We start from the raw sequence: 15816 nt of genomic DNA on the forward strand, positions 1-15816 counted from the left end.
AGTTTTTTACAAATATATAAAATAAGCAAGAAAAGCTACAAAGAGAACATAGAGCAGTGGATGGATTTCTTTTGCCTGTCCCTTCGCAATCATCGTAATCGGATAAAGAATAAATCCAAGAGCAATCCCACTAGCAACACTTGAAGTGAGCGGCATCATAATAATCGTCACAAAGGCAGGAATAGTAATCTCTGGCCGGTCCCAACGAATATTCTTGATCTGTGTTGCCATTAAAGAGCCCACTATAATGAGTGCCGGCGCTGTTACTTCTGCCGTGATAACGGACAGCAGCGGAGAAAAGAATAAGGCAACAGCAAATAAAGCAGAGATGACAATAGAAGTAAAACCTGTTCTCCCTCCTACCGCAATGCCGGCGCTTGATTCGACCATCGCCGCTGTAGTAGAGGTTCCAAGAACAGCGCCGACAACAGTTGAGGAAGAGTCAGCTAACAATGCCTTCCCAGCGTTTGGAATTTTATTGTCCTTCACTAGTCCCGCTTGACTGGCAATCGCAATAAGCGCCCCAGCTGTATCAAAAAAAGCAACAAAGAGGAAGGTAAAAATAACCGCGAGCATCTCCGGTGTAAAGATACTGTGCAAATTAGAGAAAACAACACCAAAAGTAGGAGTCAGGCTTGGGATAGCTCCAATTACTTCTCCAGGAACACGGATTAACCCGACCAGCATGCCAACAACTGTAGCAATGGCCATACCATAGAAGATGGCTCCACCGATGCCTCGTACCATCATAATTACTGTTATGATAAAACCAAATATCGACAGCAATACTTCTGGTGAATGCAAATCGCCAATACCGATAAACGTGCCCTCATTTGCTATAATGATGCCAGCATTTTTCAAACCGATAAAGGCAACGAAAAATCCGAGACCGCCAGCAATAGCATGCTTCAGGTCCTCCGGGATAACATTAATAATCGCTTCACGGATTTTTAACAAACTTAAAATAACGAACAAAACACCTGAAATAAACACGCCTGTCAATGCTGTTTGCCAGGGAATTCCCATGCCAATGCAGACTGAAAATGTAAAAAATGTGTTTAATCCCATGCTCGGTGCTATGCCAATCGGGTAATTAGCCAATAGCCCAATTAATAAAGAACCGATAATAGCTGATAAGGCAGTAGCTGTAAAAATAGCTCCCTTATCCATTCCGGACTGACTTAAAATGATCGGGTTAACGACGAGAATATAAGCCATGGACAAAAAAGTTGTAATACCGGCTAATGTTTCTTGCTTATACGTCGTTCCCCGTTCTTGAAAAGCAAAAAAATGTTTCATTGTGTGCTCCCCCGCTATATGGATTTCAATAAAAAAACTTCCGTCTAAAACGGAAGCTGCCGGCTGACAAGGGGGATAGCAAATTAAGTAAACGTAAGGTTGCTACCCCTTGTAGTCAGGCTATTTACGGCAGCCTGGTAGAAACGTTCAAGCCTTATTCTTGAACATATACAAAGGATTTATTTCATTCAATTGCGAGAATTATATCAAAATGCAAATAACAAGTAAATTCACCTTCTTATATTCGCAATCATCTGTTTATTGAAACCTTATACGTACCGTTAACGTACATTAATTAACATACCAAAAGGTGGGATAGCTATGGAAACGAAAGAACAATTATTAGCTGAGCTTGAATCAATCAATAAATGGGAACAAGAACAGAAGCACTTATGGATCTGGGATAAGATTGCCCGCCTTCCTTTTAAACTGCTCGATAAAGTGACCCCAAAGATCATCCAGGACAAAATCGCTCTGCTGCTTGATGAAATTGGCAGCTTTATTCAAACAGGCGGACAATATCTCGTCCAGGAAAAAACTGTTTTGAAGAGAGTGCAGGAGGCCCATCCCAAATTAACGATTGAATCAGTGGAGGATGTCGGGAGAGTGAACCTTCAAACGATGGATGCCATAGCCGAAGAATTAAAAAAATCCCGCGCCAACATGGCAACCGTCCAGGGAGCTTCAACCGGGATCGGCGGTCTATTCACTTTAGCTGTAGACATTCCTTTGCTTCTTGGCTTGTCCTTGAAAACCCTTCAAGAAATTGCCATTGCCTACGGTTATGATCCAAAGCAAAAGGCTGAGCGTATCTTTATTATTAAATGTTTACAATTTACTTCTTCAGACGTTGTTGGAAAAAAAGCCATTTTAACTGACTTGTCCGGCTTCTATGAAGGGCGGGGGCAAAGCCGGGAAATGATGTCACAGTTGCAAGGCTGGCGTGAAGTTGTCTATACATACCGAGATCAATTCGGCTGGAAGAAAATGATGCAGCTTATACCGGTAGCTGGAGTGATATTTGGGGCTTTTACAAACCGCTCGGCCGTTCTTGACGTGGCAGAAGCAGGTAGCATGCTATATAAAAAGCGGCGCATAATGGAGCGCCTGCAAGAAACCAATAAACAAGCTGAAGGCTCATACGACTGAGCCTTCAGCTTGTTTATTTAAGACTATCTGCGTACAAAGGTGAAGGATGATGGAGAGGCCACAGGTAGCGGCCAATAAAAAATCCAGCCTTTACTTACAATGAACAGCTTATTGCCTTCTAGTCTGAAGAGCTTTCAATTCTTTCATCTGCCTTCAGGAACTTCTTTTCTATTTGTTTTTTATTTCCATAAATGAACAACTGATCTCCCTCATGGATCTTTTCTTCATCCAGCTTATTGCGAATATTCACTTTGCCGCGTTTAATAAATAAAATGCTGATGTCTTCATCACGTTCCACAAGGTCTACTGCTTTCCGGTCGATGAATTCAGAATCTTTTTCAATGACCACATCCGTTACCAAATCATCCTCGTCTAAGTACAGCGCATCTTTAATAGGCAGCTCTGAGATTTCTAATTTTTTTTCCATTTCCCTGTTTAATTTCTTTTTCAGCCGCTCCTTAATAAAAGGGGTTTTCCCGATCATCAAAAGAATGAGCAGAATCACATTAATTATCGTCAATTCTTTTACACGCAAGTCATTTGATAGTATATTGGTGATGGAAGAAATTACCACCGCAAGTGAAAAAGCCCCAAATAAAATAAGAAACATACTCAGCCGCCTGCGAACTGGATGATCAAGGACCAACTGGGCTTCATCTGTAGTAAATCCGGTATTTGTGAGCATAGAGACCACTTGATAACGGGAAACTGCTGTTTCTAATCCAGTTAAATTAAATAAAGTAACAGAAATTTCTATAACAAAAGCGACAATTAAAAAATAGAGAACCATAAAAACTAATCCCATTATTTTCTGCTCTCCTTCCGGAAATTAGCTTCAAGAAATATTTCCCCTTCCGTTCGCAAATAAAACTAACATACGAACAACGGCTAAAAAATTTGGAATGAATAAAAAAACGAGTGGCCGGAAATCCGGACACCCGCTCGTTATAAATACTTACGCTGCACTTTGTGGCCACTAAAGGTAAAGAGAATTTCCCGGTCTTCCACCATTGTTTCCAAATGAACGGTTCTTCCCCATAACGTATATAGGTGCGGCAAAACCTTTTCTAAATACTTCAGGTCCAGCTCAATTCCTTCGTACCAATGTTTAATATACAGTTCTCCCGCTTTCATATAATCGCCGTCATTCACTGTCAAATAAGGAAATCCGCCGTTCACTCGCATGCTAACGAGTTGGTCGCGCACGTTTGTCCATTCTTTATCGATTATCTTATAATCTTTCCCTTTTTTCTGGAATAAATACATGTCTTCTCTTAAAACGAGCTCTTTCGTTAAATAATTGCGTAAGAACGAAATATCAGACTCAACTTCCCTGACTTCAAATATTTTTTCTCGTCCTGATCCTGCTTTAACTCCGTGGCGCTTCATTTCCTCCGTTGGGTTATTGTACCGTTCTTCAATATCTTCAAACATTTTCAGTCCTAAATAATAAGGATTGATCGACGTGCGCGACGGCTGGACGACACCCGCGTTTAGCTTAGCAAACTCAATTGCTTCTCCCGGTGTTAAATCAAGCTCACGCACGATACGTTGGTGCCAGTAAGAAGCCCAGCCCTCATTCATAATTTTCGTCTCTAACTGCGGCCAGAAATAAAGCATCTCCTCTCTTACCATTGTCATAATGTCACGCTGCCAGTCCTCAAGGTCTCGGCTATACTGTTCAATGAACAGCATGACATCTTTTTCCGGCCGGGGAGGAATTGTTTTCTTTGCTTTTTTCGGTGTAATTTCAAATGTGTTTGTCTCATCAAGCAGCCAAAGATCATCATAAGGCCCCTTCTTCTTCTCCTGCTCCACTTCTGGTTCGTCTGTTTGCCAGTAGAGCTGCCGTCTTAGAAGCGAAGGATCGATGTGCTCCTCAATGGCCAGCACAGCGTCCAAAAACTTTTCTACCGTTTCCTTGCCATGGTCCATTTCATATTGATGGATTCTGTCAGCTGTTGCAGCCATACTTTCTACCATATGTCGGTTCGTTTGCTGGAAACGGACATTATTCTTAAAGAAATCACAATGAGCCAATACGTGAGCTACAATCAGTTTGTTCTGAATTAAAGAATTCGTATCAAGCAAGAAGGCATAACATGGATTTGAATTAATTACGAGCTCGTATATTTTACTAAGACCAAGATCATATTGTAGTTTCATTTTGAAAAATTGTTTGCCAAAACTCCAGTGAGAAAACCGGGTCGGCATGCCGTAGGCGCCAAACGTATAAATAATTTCCGCCGGGCAAATTTCATATCTCATCGGATAAAAATCAAGGCCGAATCCCGTGGCAATTTCAGTAATTTCATCAATGGCATACTGAAGGTCTTTCATTTCTGCCTCATTCATTTTCGCTTCCCCCTTTTGCCCTTTAACAAATACTTATGAAAAAAAGCAAAGGGTCATACCCTCTTTTCCGCCAAATCCTTATTCAATTTTTAAACGGGGGCTATGCCAGTATTTACAGAGAGAGTTTTTTGAGGGGGAACATATACTATAGATAGTTCCTCGAACAAGGGGGGATAAGCAATGGATTATACAGATTATGACCGTGTACTGTACTATGTTCATCGTTCAGACTGGACAAATCTGCTCATATTGATGGTGCGGACAAAAGATCATTTACTGTCGAAGAAAATTGAACATTTTCTCCATGCCCGCTCATTCCCTAATTCTTATTCTGCTGTGGAAAAAACTTTTTATACATTATTCCACTATGTGGAGCATGCCAACTCATTAAATGCCTAGAGGAATTCCACCAGTGATAAGCAGCTGGGAAGGTAAAAAAAGCCTTTCCAGCTGCTCTTTCTCATGTCTCTTTGCACTTTTAGGACTGATTATTTTACTTTTTTCAGCTGCTAATACTATAATCATTTAGAGAAATTTATATAGAAAAGGAGAATGTATGAAAAAAGAAAACCTGCTTTTTATCGCTTGGGGCGCTTCCTTTATTGCGATGCTCGGCAGCTTATATTTTTCAGAAGTGATGAAATATGAGCCTTGCGAGCTTTGCTGGTATCAGCGGATTCTTATGTATCCACTTGTTTTAATCCTGGGGCTTGCCATCATAAAAAAAGATATGGCTGCTGCCCGCTATTCCTTAACCCTTTCAGCTATCGGGGGCTGTATTTCTCTTTATCATTACGCTATTCAAAAAGTTGATTTTTTTACAAACAGTGCTCCAGCATGCGGAAGGGTACCGTGCACAGGAATGTACATTAACTGGTTTGGTTTTATTACTATCCCTTTTTTGGCACTTACAGCATTCATTATTATTTTTATAACCAGCCTCCTCGTTATTAAAGGAAAGGACGTTGCCTAGCATGAAAAAAATTATTATCTTTGCGGCTGTTATTTTAATTATATTTGCAGCAATTGTTTTCCTCACCAAATATCAGCAAAATGAAGCGTCAAAGGACAATCCTTATGGTAAAAAAGAGCTTCATCCCGAAACGATTAAACAACTTGATGATCCAAACTACAGCAACCTTATCTTGCCGGATGAGTTGGACAAGAAGCTAGAGGACGGAGAAGACCTTTTTGTTTATTTTTATAGCCCAACCTGTCCTCATTGTCAGGCTACTACGCCAGTTCTTATGCCGCTTGCTAAAGAAAAGAATACTCATATCAATCAGTTTAATCTTCTGGAATTTGAAGATGGATGGGATCATTACCAGATTGAATCAACACCAACTCTTGTCTACTTTAAAAATGGCGAAGAGCAGGAGCGCCTCGTCGGCAGCCAGCCGAAAGAAACGCTTGAACAATTTTTGGATGCCCATAAAGAAAAATAAAAGAACTCCCCTGTCTCCAATGGCAGGGGCTTCTTTTATGATCGCTTGTTAATTATAATTTTAAAACAGAGGCTCTGTTAAAGGTGAATAGGGTTTTTCAACAAAAAATCGGAGCAGAAATCAACAATTAGGGATAGCCGAGCCCTAATAAAAAAGCCTTCTGGTTGCACAGAAGGCTTACATCAAGTATGTGTTGGACGGGGTAAGAGAAGTTAAATAGGGGATCAGACTTCTTTTATTGGTAAAATGACTGAGAAAGAAAGGAAAACTAATATCAAACGCTTCTAAAATCGCTGTGTTTCTTTCAAACATTTCCTGATAGTGCGAGGGCAGACTAGCAGGATCGTTTGTTTCAAGGATAGATAAAATTGTTTGAAGACTAGAGATCACTTGAAAAGCATCCTGGAGAGTTCCAAAAAGCTTAAAGTGACTATCTGTCAATTCCAATATTCCAAATTCATACATGATTCTCAGTTCTTCTTCTTCAAAGAAGCGGGGGAAAACTTCCTCCTTTAATTGCCAAATTAATTCATTAATTTTTTCTTCCTGCTCGGTAGTGGAGGCAATAATTACTTTCAAAAAAACACCTTCCCTGCTATATCCTAATTAATGATCTGATAGATAGTTCAAGAATAACATATAACCTCATTTAATAACGTTGGTAATTTTGTGAAATGGGGTAAGATAACCTAAAGGTGGGAACCATTTTGTATAAGACAAAGCGCAAAGGTACTATTTACGAAATTAGCATTCCTTTGGAGTGGGAAGGGGAAACCGCTTATTCTATTTTTAAAGAAAAGTGGAAGCTGCCCAAAAAACTGATTCATCAATGGAGAATGGATCAAGCCATCACATTAAATGGAAAAACAGCTGATTGGCAAGCTGCTCTCAGGGAGAATGATGCCTTGCAGATTCCGCTATTCCTTTCTTCCACAGAAAGCCCTGTTCCTTCGTTCTTTGATATGGATATTTTATATGAGGACGACCATTTGCTCGTTGTGAATAAGCCAGCTGGAATGAAAACTCACCCTAATCAGGAGGAAGAAATCAACTCTTTACTCAATGCAGTTGCTTATCATGTCCAATTATCCGGAGAGTGTGGTTTTATCCGCCATGTTCATCGTTTGGATGAACAGACGAGCGGTGTCGTTCTATTTGCCAAGCATGAAGCAGCCTATACGGTTCTCTCCCACCTTCTGCAAGATCGACTTATTAAACGAACTTACGTCGCTGCCGTTCACGGCATCATGCAAAAAAATAAAGGAACGATCAACAAGCCGGTCGGAAGAGATAGACATCATCCCACGAGGAGACGCATCTCACCATCGGGCCAATCTGCTCTCACTTATTTTCGTGTGCTGCAGAGAAATAAAAGCCGCAAGCTCTCTATTGTAGAATGTCAGCTTGCGACTGGACGAACTCATCAAATTCGCGTTCACTTTTCTGCCAGCGGTCACCCTCTTGTCGGAGACCGTCTATACGGAGGAGAGCCACTCGTAAAAAGACAAGCTCTTCATGCGGCTAAAATCGAAATTCCTCATCCGTTCACCGGTGAAACAATCGTTTGCCAGTCAACTGTTCCAGATGACATTCGCTCTCTCTTCACTTAAATTGGCTGAACGGTCGCTGGGCGAGCGCCTTGCGCTTTTAGCTTTATCCAGCTTCAGGCTCTAGCGTGTACGGCGGTTTCAGAATGTCTGTTGGCGTCAACGAACGACTCCGACAGACATTCCTCCAACCTCCTATCACGCTGGGCGAGCGCCTTGCGCTTTTAATTTGCAAAGCCATTTTCAAATTGGTCGGGGTCGGGACCGATTCTTTCTCCTTTGTTTAAGGCGTTGATATTTTTCATGTCTTCAAGGGAAAGTTGAAAATCAAAAAGTTCACTGTTTTCTTTCATCCGTTCAGCATGAATGGATTTTGGAATAACGACTGTGCCATTTTGCAGGTGCCAGCGTAGAATAATTTGTGAAACTGACTTGTTGTGTTTTTTCGCTATGTGGTTCAGTGTCGGTTCGTTAGCCAGCCTATTGCGAGCGATTGGCGACCATGCCTCTACCATAATGTTTTTTTCCTGGCAGTACTTTCTCACTTTTTCCTGAGTCAAGTATGGATGATTCTCAATCTGATTAATGGCCGGCACCTCGTTGCAGACAGCAAGCAATCCTTCCAGATGGTGGATTTGGAAGTTGCAGACACCGATCGCTTTAACGGCTCCTTCGCTGTATAACTGCTCGAGTGCCCGCCATGTTTCCCGGTACTTCTCTTTGGATTTTCCAGGCCAGTGAATTAAATATAAATCCAGATAATTCGTTTGCAGTTTATTTAATGAGGTGTCAAATGCTTTCAGGGTTTCATCATATCCCTGATCACTGTTCCACACTTTTGTAGTAAGGAACACTTCTTCACGGTTCACGCCGCTTTCTTTTATAGCCTGGCCAACAATCTGTTCATTTTCATAAATAGCTGCCGTGTCGATGAGACGATATCCCATGCGCAGGGCCGACTGAATGGCAAAGTTCGCCTCTGCCTCATCCGTCATTTTATAGACACCGAGTCCTACTTGCGGGATTGCCAGTCCATTGTTCAAAGTTAGCGTGCCTTGGAGATTTTCAACAACTTTCATTTTTATTCCTCCTTTCAGATTTACTTGTATTTTACCGTCAAATAAAAGCAGAATCGACCATTTAGCTGGGGAAAGCCGTTTAAACAAATAATTTTTCTGCCTTTTTTCGACAAACTCTTTTTTCTTGGGCTTTATTCAAGTAAAATAGTGCTGTTAGCCATTTTTTATAATTAGGAGGCTTTTCGAATTGTTTAAACACAAAAAGGATAAATTCACTATCTTGCTTAATTCAATTGCAGTCAATTTGAAGGAAAGTGCCGATTACTTTGCTGACTACAAACTAAAGAACGCCAGCGATTTAAAAATCTTTTACAACGAGATGAAAACGTTCGAAACCAAAGGCGACGAATTAATTCACGAGGTTATTAAGGAATTGAACCAGTCGTTTATCACACCGATCGAGCGGGAAGACATTTTAGCGCTTGCGATGAGCATGGATGATGTCCTTGACGGTCTTGAAGAAACAGCAGCGATGTTTGAAATGTACTCGATTATTAACGTCGATGAATATATGCTGAAATTTGTTGAAGCCATTCGCGGTTGTTCAGTTGAAATTGAACGGGCCGTTGACTTGCTTGAGACGAAAAAGCTACTGCCAATCCGTGAGCATGTCATTAAAATTAAAGATTACGAAACAGCTTGTGATGGCATAAGACGCCAATCCATTAAACATCTGTTCGCCACAGAGAAAGACCCAATTCAACTCATTAAGCTAAAAGAAATTTATGAGAGCTTAGAACAAATTGCTGATTTCTGTCAGGATGTGGCCAATACTCTCGAAACCATCATTATGAAAAACGCTTAAGGAGCGCCCTATTTATGGATTCTCTACTCATTGTTACAGTATTAATCGTTGTCTGCGCTTTATCATTTGATTTTATTAACGGCTTCCATGATACGGCAAATGCTATTGCTACCTCCGTCTCCACGAAGGCTCTTAAGCCCCGCCATGCTATTATACTGGCAGCTTCTATGAACTTTCTTGGGGCCATGACATTCACTGGAGTAGCAAAGACCATCACAAAGGATATTGTTGATCCATTTATGCTTGAAAATGGTTCGACCGTTATTTTAGCGGCTTTAATTTCTGCTATCCTTTGGAATTTACTTACATGGTATTACGGAATTCCGAGCAGTTCCTCTCATGCCTTGATTGGTTCTATTGCTGGGGCGGCGATTGCAGCTGCCGGTGTGGGAATTTTGAATTACAGTGGCTTCTTAAAAATTATTGAAGCACTGATTCTTTCGCCAATTATTGCTTTTATTGGCGGCTTTATCGTATACAGCATATTCAAAGTGGTGTTTAAGGACAATAACTTACCGAAAACAAACCGCCGGTTCCGCCACTTTCAAATTTTTACGGCTGCCTTGCAATCATACACACATGGTACGAACGATGCCCAAAAAGCGATGGGGATTATTACAATGGCACTGATCGCTAACAACTTCCAGTCGACAACGGATATTCAGTTTTGGGTACAGTTTTCCTGTGCGGCTGCCATGGGAATTGGGACTTCTATAGGTGGCTGGAAGATCATTAAAACGGTTGGCGGAAAAATTATGAAGATTCGTCCAGTTAATGGTGTTGCGGCCGACTTAACATCCGCAGCCATCATTTTCGGTGCTACATTTATCCATTTGCCAGTCAGTACTACTCATGTCATTTCTTCTTCCATTTTAGGGGTAGGCGCTTCACATCGGATTCGCGGTGTTAAATGGGGAACGGCCCAGCGCATGTTAATTACGTGGGTGATCACATTGCCAATATCGGCTACAATTGCCGCTTTAACCTACTTCATTCTTGATTTATTCCTATAAAAAGCTGTTCCGCTATGGCGGAACAGCTTTCAGTTTGTCGACAAAAGGGGTTCGGAATAGTCTTATTCCGAACCCCTTTTGATTTTTCGGTAGTTTTAAAGCCATTCGAGAGAAAGATAGACCTCTCCGAGGTCATCATTTAAGCCATTTCTGGTTCTCGCCAAGTCCAGCTGGCCATTTTCTTGAGATTCATGGCAGCGAAAGTAAGCATCGCTTGCATCGACAATTTTTTAAGTCCCCTTAACGTTGTCCAACGCATGCCATGCTTTTCTTTTGCATCTGCGAATACACGCTCAATCGTTTCTTTTCGCTCCGCATAAATCGCTTTAACTTCTTCGTGGTGGCGAAGATGGTCGGCCTCTTCCATATATTTCTGCCAAATATGGCGTGTCACCACTTTTTGATGATTTCTGCTTTTCGTGCATTTAGCTAAAAAAGGGCAGGAGGTACAAACCTGTTTGGGTGATCTGTATTCACGATAGCCTTCCTTATTCGTCGTTGAGTAATTCAATACTTCCCCTGCCGGACAAAGGTAACAGTCAAAATGTTCATCGTACACATAGTCATGCTTTCTGAAGAAGCCCTCTTTTGTGCGCGGCCGTGTATAAGGCAAAGCAGGTGTCATGCCGTTTTCCATTAAATAACTGGCAATGGCAGGTGTTTTGTAAGCTCCGTCTGCACCAACAGCTTTAGGTTTTCCTACCTTTTCTATCACTTTCTCCATTAACGGCTCTAAGATTTGGCTGTCATGTGTGTTGCCTGGTGTGACCATTGTGCCAATTACGAATCCCTTACGGTCTGCGGCCGCGTGAAAGGAATAGGCAAATTGTTTGGTTCGTTCGTCTTTAACGTAGTAGCCACTGTCCGGATCGGTTGTACTTTCCTTGATTTCTTTTGTTTCTTCTTTATCGAACTTATCTGGCGGGAACGGCTTTTTTCCATGATCCTCTCGGTCCTGATTAATCTCTTCTTGGAGGCGTTCCTGATACGCGCGTGTTTCTTTGCGAACCATTTTCTTTTCAAATTTACGCTTATTCGCGCTAGCTTTTACATGAGTGGAATCCACAAAAACGTGCTCCGCACTAATGAGCTTTTTCTCGGCAGCTATTTTTAAGATACGATAGAAGATCTGTTCAAACAGGTCGGTATCTTTAAAGCGACGCTCGTAGTTCTTACCGAAGGTAGAGAAATGCGGCACTTTATCATGGAATCCATAACCGAGAAACCAGCGGTAGGCCATATTCGTTTCCACTTCCTCGATCGTCTTGCGCATGGATCGAATGCCAAAGGCATATTGGATAAATGTTAGTTTAATTAAAATAATTGGATCAATGCTTGGGCGGCCCACTTCCGCATACAATCCTTCCACCAAGTCATAAATAAAAGAGAAATCCATCGCTGCCTCCATTTTACGGACCAGGTGATTCTCTGGTACAAGCTGGTCTAGAGCGATCATTTCTATTTGATTCCGTTGGATTGGATTGTTTTTCGAAAGCATCTTTCTCACCTCAAGTGTTTGATCTATTTATTTTAAAACAGGTATGGTTGTACGGCTACTCTAACTTTGTAACCCCTGTTGATTGAAATGAATGGCGCAAAGACTCCTGCGGGATCAGCGGGACAGGTGAGACCCCGCAGGCGCTTTCGCGGCGAGGAGGCTCACCGCCCGCCCCGCGGAAAGCGAAGCGCCTGGAATGGAAATCAACAGCCCCCATTCACAAGCAAAATAAAAAGGACTGTAGACAAACTCTAGAATTTCATTGAGTTTGTCTACAGTCTGAAAGCTGTTCCGCTATGGCGGAACAGCTTTTTAAAATACATATTTTCTTAAAATATTTAAAAATAGAACGAAGGCAATAACAAACATGAGAATGATGAGTATCTTTTCCTGCTTGCTTCCAGGCATTTTATCTCCCCCTTCTAAAAAATGGTTTCTTCCTTTTGATTAGGCTCTGTGATACTTAATGGTTGATTTTCACTGCAGGCGGACGCTTTCCGCTACAATCAACGATGAAAAAATATCCTTCTTTAACAGAGCCTTTTATTAAAAGCCCGCTAGCCAGTATAACCATTCGTTCACTTGCACCTTCATCTTAACCGCGTATTCTTTTTGCCTCAATAGAAACTTTGGATATCTTGCTTTTTCGCTACCATAATAAGAAATAGCTCTCCATTCACGCACTAGTTTCACCAATACTGAACAACATGGCTTGTTCGTGATCAAAAGATCACTCTTTTTTATTTTCCTATTGCATCTACTCAACAAAACGAATATTATATTAAGTGTGATTTTTAATGTTCGTATTTTGGAGGTTTCCAATGTTTAAATTAAAGGAAAATGGAACAAATACAAAAAAAGAAGTAATCGCTGGTCTGACTACATTCCTAACAATGGTATACGTTGTTGTGGTGAATCCAATTATCCTACAGGATGCAGGTGTACCATTTGATCAAGTATTTACAGCCACGATTATTGCTACTGTCATCGGAACATTATGGATGGCTCTCATGGCCAATTATCCGATTGCGATTGCCCCGGGAATGGGTATGAACGCATATTTTGCTTATTCTGTTGTCGGTTCTCACGGAGACATTACTTATTCGACAGCTTTTGCTGCTGTTTTCGTCGCCGGTCTTATTTTTATTGCCTTATCCTTGACTCCTTTCCGAGAAAAATTAATTATTGCTATTCCAGATAATCTTAAGCATGGAATTACAGCGGGAATCGGGTTATTTATCGCCTTTATTGGGCTTCGTCAAACTGGTATTATCGCTGATCATCCGACAAATTTAGTAGCGCTGGGCGATCTCCATAGCCCTGGAGCATTGTTAGCCTTGGCAGGGCTCGCCATTACTATTGTACTGATGGTTATGAGAGTAAATGGGGCCTTGTTTATTGGGATGCTTATTACGAGTGTGATTGCTTATTTCACCGGTCAATTAGAAATTACTAAGATTGTCTCCGCTCCTTCTCTTCCAGAGGGGCTGCTGATTTCTAACCCGTTCACTGCTATTGGAGATGTGATTCAGCATAACTTATATGCTGTCGTCTTCTCCTTCCTATTAGTAACTATTTTTGATACAACAGGGACCATGATTGCTGTGGCTCAGCAGGCTGGCTTGATGAAAGGCAAAACTATGCCACGAGCGCGCCAGGCCCTTCTCGCTGATTCTATTGCGGCTACTGCCGGCTCTATCTTTGGAACAAGCCCGACAAGTGCCTATATAGAATCTTCAACTGGGGTCGCTGCTGGCGGACGTACAGGGCTTACGACTGTTGTTGTTTCTGGATTGTTTGTGCTTGCTGCTTTCTTTGGGCCGCTCGTCAGTGCGGTATCCGGCTTGCCGGCTATCACAGCTCCTGCTCTGATTATCGTTGGCTGCTTAATGATGGAAAGTGTCGCCAAGATTACTTGGAATGAGCTTGATGAAGCATTTCCAGCATTTTTAATTATTCTTAGCATGCCATTAACGTCTAGTATTGCAACAGGTATTGCTCTCGGTTTCATTTCCTACCCGCTATTGAAAGTGGTTCGCGGAAAATTCCGTGAAGTGCATCCACTCGTTTATGTGTTTGCTGTTCTGTTCTTTTACCAGCTTGCCTTTTTGCCTCACTAAACTTTTGAAAAGAAGAAGCCGGATCCGGCTTCTTCTTTTTTAAGGTTTTAATACAACTTTTACACATTCGTCCTCATGATCATTAAAAATTTTATAAGCCTGTGGCGCTTGGTCTAACGGCATAATATGCGTAATAATTTCCGTCGGATTAATTTCACTTGCTGTAATTTTTTCAAATAGCTCCGGCATGTAATGGATAACCGGTGCCTGGCCCATTTTCAATGTGATGTTTCTCTCAAAGAAATTGCCGAGCGGAAACATATTGTACATAAGCCCGTATACTCCAGTTAACTGAACGGTGCCAAACTTTCTTACGGCATCTTTAGCGATATTGATCGCACTTAATGTACCACCTTGCAGCTTTAATTTTTGTTCGATTTTTTCAATCGCTGATTTTTTCCCATCCATTCCTACACAGTCGATAACGATATCTGCTCCTCCGTTTGTCAGCTCTTTAATGTGGTGACCCATTTCCGGATATTCGGAGAAATTATACGCCTCTACATTGTTCATTTTTTGAGCAAGCTGCAGACGATAAGGCAAATAGTCAACAGCGATAACCCGCTTGGCTCCTTTCATCCACGCAAACTTTTGCGTCATTAATCCAATGGGGCCACTCCCAAGAACGACAACCGTATCCCCCGGCTTCATGCCTGAGTGTTCCACGCTCCAATAGGCTGTTGGCAACACGTCCGACATGAATAATAAAGCCTCGTCCTCCAGTTCACAAGATTCAGGAACAACAAACGGCATAAAGTTTCCGAATGGCACTCGCAGATATTCTGCCTGGCCTCCGGGATGATTGCCGTATTGTTCTGTATAACCGAAGTATCCTCCCGTATCCTTATGAGGATTGGAATTGTCACATTGACTTTCCATGTCATGCTGGCAATAGAAACAGTGGCCGCATGAGACATTAAACGGCAGAACGACTCGGTCTCCTTTTTTTACTTTCGTTACATCTGGCCCCACTTCTTCGACAATTCCCATTGGCTCATGCCCGATAATATAGCCCGGACGCAGCGGCATATTGCCTTGATAAAGATGAAGGTCCGATCCGCAAATAGCTGTGGAGGTGATGCGAACAATCACATCGTCTCTTTTTTGCAAAACAGGATCTTCCACTTCTTTTACTTGCACATCTTTTGCTCCCTGGTAAGTAACAGCTTTCATATGGCTCCTCCTTATGATAGACTCCTTCGTCTTATACCCATAATTAACTCTTCTTAAAATATTGATCAAATAAATAAGCACATATTGAGAAAATCCTCAATATGTGCTGATCTCTTTTTTTATGAATCAGAATGCGTCGGCTTATCCACTTCTCGCTGTGGCTCGATATCTTCACCGCGCCTTCTTTTTTCCTTTTGCTCAATTGACAGATTTTCCTGCTCTTGTTGCTTGCCAGTCTCTTTACTCATTTTCTATTCGCTCCTTTACTTGTCTGATATCTTTATTTATTTCCTGTTCAAGCCAAACTAAACAAAAAAGTACCTTATTGAAAGC

16 protein-coding genes and 1 riboswitch are annotated in these 15816 nt (G+C 41.6%); of the genes, 8 read left to right on the forward strand and 8 right to left on the reverse strand.

What is annotated here, in order from left to right; all coding sequences use genetic code 11:
- Positions 1 to 6: 6 nt before the first annotated feature.
- Positions 7 to 1299, reverse strand: a complete 1293-nt coding sequence (locus MKZ02_RS20890; RefSeq protein ID WP_340856048.1) for an NCS2 family permease — start codon at positions 1297 to 1299, stop codon at positions 7 to 9.
- 92 nt (positions 1300 to 1391) lie between these two features.
- A riboswitch (purine riboswitch) is annotated at positions 1392 to 1493 on the reverse strand.
- A gap of 127 nt (positions 1494 to 1620) precedes the next feature.
- Here MKZ02_RS20890 and MKZ02_RS20895 point away from each other — a divergent pair.
- Positions 1621 to 2448, forward strand: coding sequence for an EcsC family protein (locus MKZ02_RS20895; protein ID WP_340856050.1), 828 nt, complete (start codon positions 1621 to 1623; stop codon positions 2446 to 2448).
- A 118-nt stretch (positions 2449 to 2566) separates the two neighbouring features.
- Here the strand turns inward: MKZ02_RS20895 and MKZ02_RS20900 are convergent, their stop codons facing one another.
- Both MKZ02_RS20900 and MKZ02_RS20905 read right to left on the reverse strand, forming a co-directional pair.
- Complete coding sequence (locus MKZ02_RS20900) at positions 2567 to 3253, reverse strand: TrkA C-terminal domain-containing protein (RefSeq protein WP_120036416.1); 687 nt, start codon at positions 3251 to 3253, stop codon at positions 2567 to 2569.
- 140 nt (positions 3254 to 3393) lie between these two features.
- A complete protein-coding gene (locus MKZ02_RS20905; protein WP_120036415.1) occupies positions 3394 to 4803 on the reverse strand; it encodes a SpoVR family protein in 1410 nt (469 codons plus the stop codon).
- A gap of 180 nt (positions 4804 to 4983) precedes the next feature.
- On the opposite strand from MKZ02_RS20905, the gene MKZ02_RS20910 reads away from it, so the two are divergent.
- From MKZ02_RS20910 to MKZ02_RS20920, 3 genes are all read left to right on the forward strand, one after another.
- The gene (locus MKZ02_RS20910) at positions 4984 to 5202 is read left to right on the forward strand and encodes a YhdB family protein (RefSeq protein WP_041099076.1); all 219 of its coding nucleotides are present in this window, start codon (positions 4984 to 4986) and stop codon (positions 5200 to 5202) included.
- Positions 5203 to 5359: 157 nt separating this feature from the next.
- Positions 5360 to 5776, forward strand: a complete 417-nt coding sequence (locus tag MKZ02_RS20915; protein ID WP_120036414.1) for a disulfide formation protein C — start codon at positions 5360 to 5362, stop codon at positions 5774 to 5776.
- A 1-nt stretch (position 5777) separates the two neighbouring features.
- On the forward strand, positions 5778 to 6248 hold the full coding sequence (locus MKZ02_RS20920; RefSeq protein WP_340856056.1) for a thioredoxin family protein: 471 nt from the start codon (positions 5778 to 5780) through the stop codon (positions 6246 to 6248).
- A gap of 177 nt (positions 6249 to 6425) precedes the next feature.
- Here MKZ02_RS20920 and MKZ02_RS20925 read toward each other — a convergent pair whose 3' ends face one another.
- The gene (locus tag MKZ02_RS20925; RefSeq protein WP_340856058.1) at positions 6426 to 6827 is read right to left on the reverse strand and encodes a DUF5365 family protein; all 402 of its coding nucleotides are present in this window, start codon (positions 6825 to 6827) and stop codon (positions 6426 to 6428) included.
- Positions 6828 to 6955: 128 nt separating this feature from the next.
- Here MKZ02_RS20925 and MKZ02_RS20930 point away from each other — a divergent pair, with 128 nt between their 5' ends.
- Positions 6956 to 7858 carry an RluA family pseudouridine synthase gene (locus MKZ02_RS20930; protein WP_340856061.1) on the forward strand — a complete coding sequence of 301 codons (903 nt, stop codon included), beginning with the start codon at positions 6956 to 6958 and terminating at the stop codon, positions 7856 to 7858.
- 161 nt (positions 7859 to 8019) lie between these two features.
- Here the strand turns inward: MKZ02_RS20930 and MKZ02_RS20935 are convergent, their stop codons facing one another.
- Positions 8020 to 8874, reverse strand: a complete 855-nt coding sequence (locus MKZ02_RS20935) for an aldo/keto reductase (protein ID WP_340856063.1) — start codon at positions 8872 to 8874, stop codon at positions 8020 to 8022.
- A gap of 187 nt (positions 8875 to 9061) precedes the next feature.
- On the opposite strand from MKZ02_RS20935, the gene MKZ02_RS20940 reads away from it, so the two are divergent.
- Together MKZ02_RS20940 and MKZ02_RS20945 are read left to right on the forward strand one after the other, a co-directional pair.
- Positions 9062 to 9679: a DUF47 domain-containing protein gene (locus MKZ02_RS20940; RefSeq protein ID WP_120036409.1), complete on the forward strand. Its 618-nt coding sequence runs from the start codon at positions 9062 to 9064 to the stop codon at positions 9677 to 9679.
- A 14-nt stretch (positions 9680 to 9693) separates the two neighbouring features.
- Positions 9694 to 10692 (forward strand): inorganic phosphate transporter, encoded by a 999-nt coding sequence (locus MKZ02_RS20945; RefSeq protein ID WP_120036408.1) that lies wholly within the window; start codon positions 9694 to 9696, stop codon positions 10690 to 10692.
- Between the two features lie 139 nt (positions 10693 to 10831).
- Here MKZ02_RS20945 and MKZ02_RS20950 read toward each other — a convergent pair whose 3' ends face one another.
- Positions 10832 to 12190: an IS1182 family transposase gene (locus MKZ02_RS20950; RefSeq protein ID WP_340851863.1), complete on the reverse strand. Its 1359-nt coding sequence runs from the start codon at positions 12188 to 12190 to the stop codon at positions 10832 to 10834.
- 821 nt (positions 12191 to 13011) lie between these two features.
- On the opposite strand from MKZ02_RS20950, the gene MKZ02_RS20955 reads away from it, so the two are divergent.
- Positions 13012 to 14310 carry an NCS2 family permease gene (locus tag MKZ02_RS20955; RefSeq protein ID WP_340856067.1) on the forward strand — a complete coding sequence of 433 codons (1299 nt, stop codon included), beginning with the start codon at positions 13012 to 13014 and terminating at the stop codon, positions 14308 to 14310.
- 39 nt (positions 14311 to 14349) lie between these two features.
- Here the strand turns inward: MKZ02_RS20955 and MKZ02_RS20960 are convergent, their stop codons facing one another.
- Positions 14350 to 15483: a zinc-dependent alcohol dehydrogenase gene (locus tag MKZ02_RS20960; protein ID WP_340856069.1), complete on the reverse strand. Its 1134-nt coding sequence runs from the start codon at positions 15481 to 15483 to the stop codon at positions 14350 to 14352.
- Positions 15484 to 15602: 119 nt separating this feature from the next.
- Positions 15603 to 15731, reverse strand: coding sequence for a 3-methyladenine DNA glycosylase (locus MKZ02_RS20965; protein WP_120036405.1), 129 nt, complete (start codon positions 15729 to 15731; stop codon positions 15603 to 15605).
- Between the last annotated feature and the right edge of the window lie 85 nt (positions 15732 to 15816).

This window comes from Pseudobacillus sp. FSL P4-0506, assembly GCF_038003025.1.
Classification (GTDB): domain Bacteria; phylum Bacillota; class Bacilli; order Bacillales; family Domibacillaceae; genus Pseudobacillus.

What these genes read in the sequence shown, in the direction of transcription:
- MKZ02_RS20890 (WP_340856048.1), bottom strand. Translation starts at nt 1,299, where the DNA reads ATGAAACATTTTTTTGCTTTTCAAGAACGGGGAACGACGTATAAGCAA.
- MKZ02_RS20895 (WP_340856050.1), top strand. Translation starts at nt 1,621, where the DNA reads ATGGAAACGAAAGAACAATTATTAGCTGAGCTTGAATCAATCAATAAA.
- MKZ02_RS20900 (WP_120036416.1), bottom strand. Translation starts at nt 3,253, where the DNA reads ATGGGATTAGTTTTTATGGTTCTCTATTTTTTAATTGTCGCTTTTGTT.
- MKZ02_RS20905 (WP_120036415.1), bottom strand. Translation starts at nt 4,803, where the DNA reads ATGAATGAGGCAGAAATGAAAGACCTTCAGTATGCCATTGATGAAATT.
- MKZ02_RS20910 (WP_041099076.1), top strand. Translation starts at nt 4,984, where the DNA reads ATGGATTATACAGATTATGACCGTGTACTGTACTATGTTCATCGTTCA.
- MKZ02_RS20915 (WP_120036414.1), top strand. Translation starts at nt 5,360, where the DNA reads ATGAAAAAAGAAAACCTGCTTTTTATCGCTTGGGGCGCTTCCTTTATT.
- MKZ02_RS20920 (WP_340856056.1), top strand. Translation starts at nt 5,778, where the DNA reads ATGAAAAAAATTATTATCTTTGCGGCTGTTATTTTAATTATATTTGCA.
- MKZ02_RS20935 (WP_340856063.1), bottom strand. Translation starts at nt 8,874, where the DNA reads ATGAAAGTTGTTGAAAATCTCCAAGGCACGCTAACTTTGAACAATGGA.
- MKZ02_RS20945 (WP_120036408.1), top strand. Translation starts at nt 9,694, where the DNA reads ATGGATTCTCTACTCATTGTTACAGTATTAATCGTTGTCTGCGCTTTA.
- MKZ02_RS20950 (WP_340851863.1), bottom strand. Translation starts at nt 12,190, where the DNA reads ATGCTTTCGAAAAACAATCCAATCCAACGGAATCAAATAGAAATGATC.
- MKZ02_RS20955 (WP_340856067.1), top strand. Translation starts at nt 13,012, where the DNA reads ATGTTTAAATTAAAGGAAAATGGAACAAATACAAAAAAAGAAGTAATC.
- MKZ02_RS20960 (WP_340856069.1), bottom strand. Translation starts at nt 15,483, where the DNA reads ATGAAAGCTGTTACTTACCAGGGAGCAAAAGATGTGCAAGTAAAAGAA.
- MKZ02_RS20965 (WP_120036405.1), bottom strand. Translation starts at nt 15,731, where the DNA reads ATGAGTAAAGAGACTGGCAAGCAACAAGAGCAGGAAAATCTGTCAATT.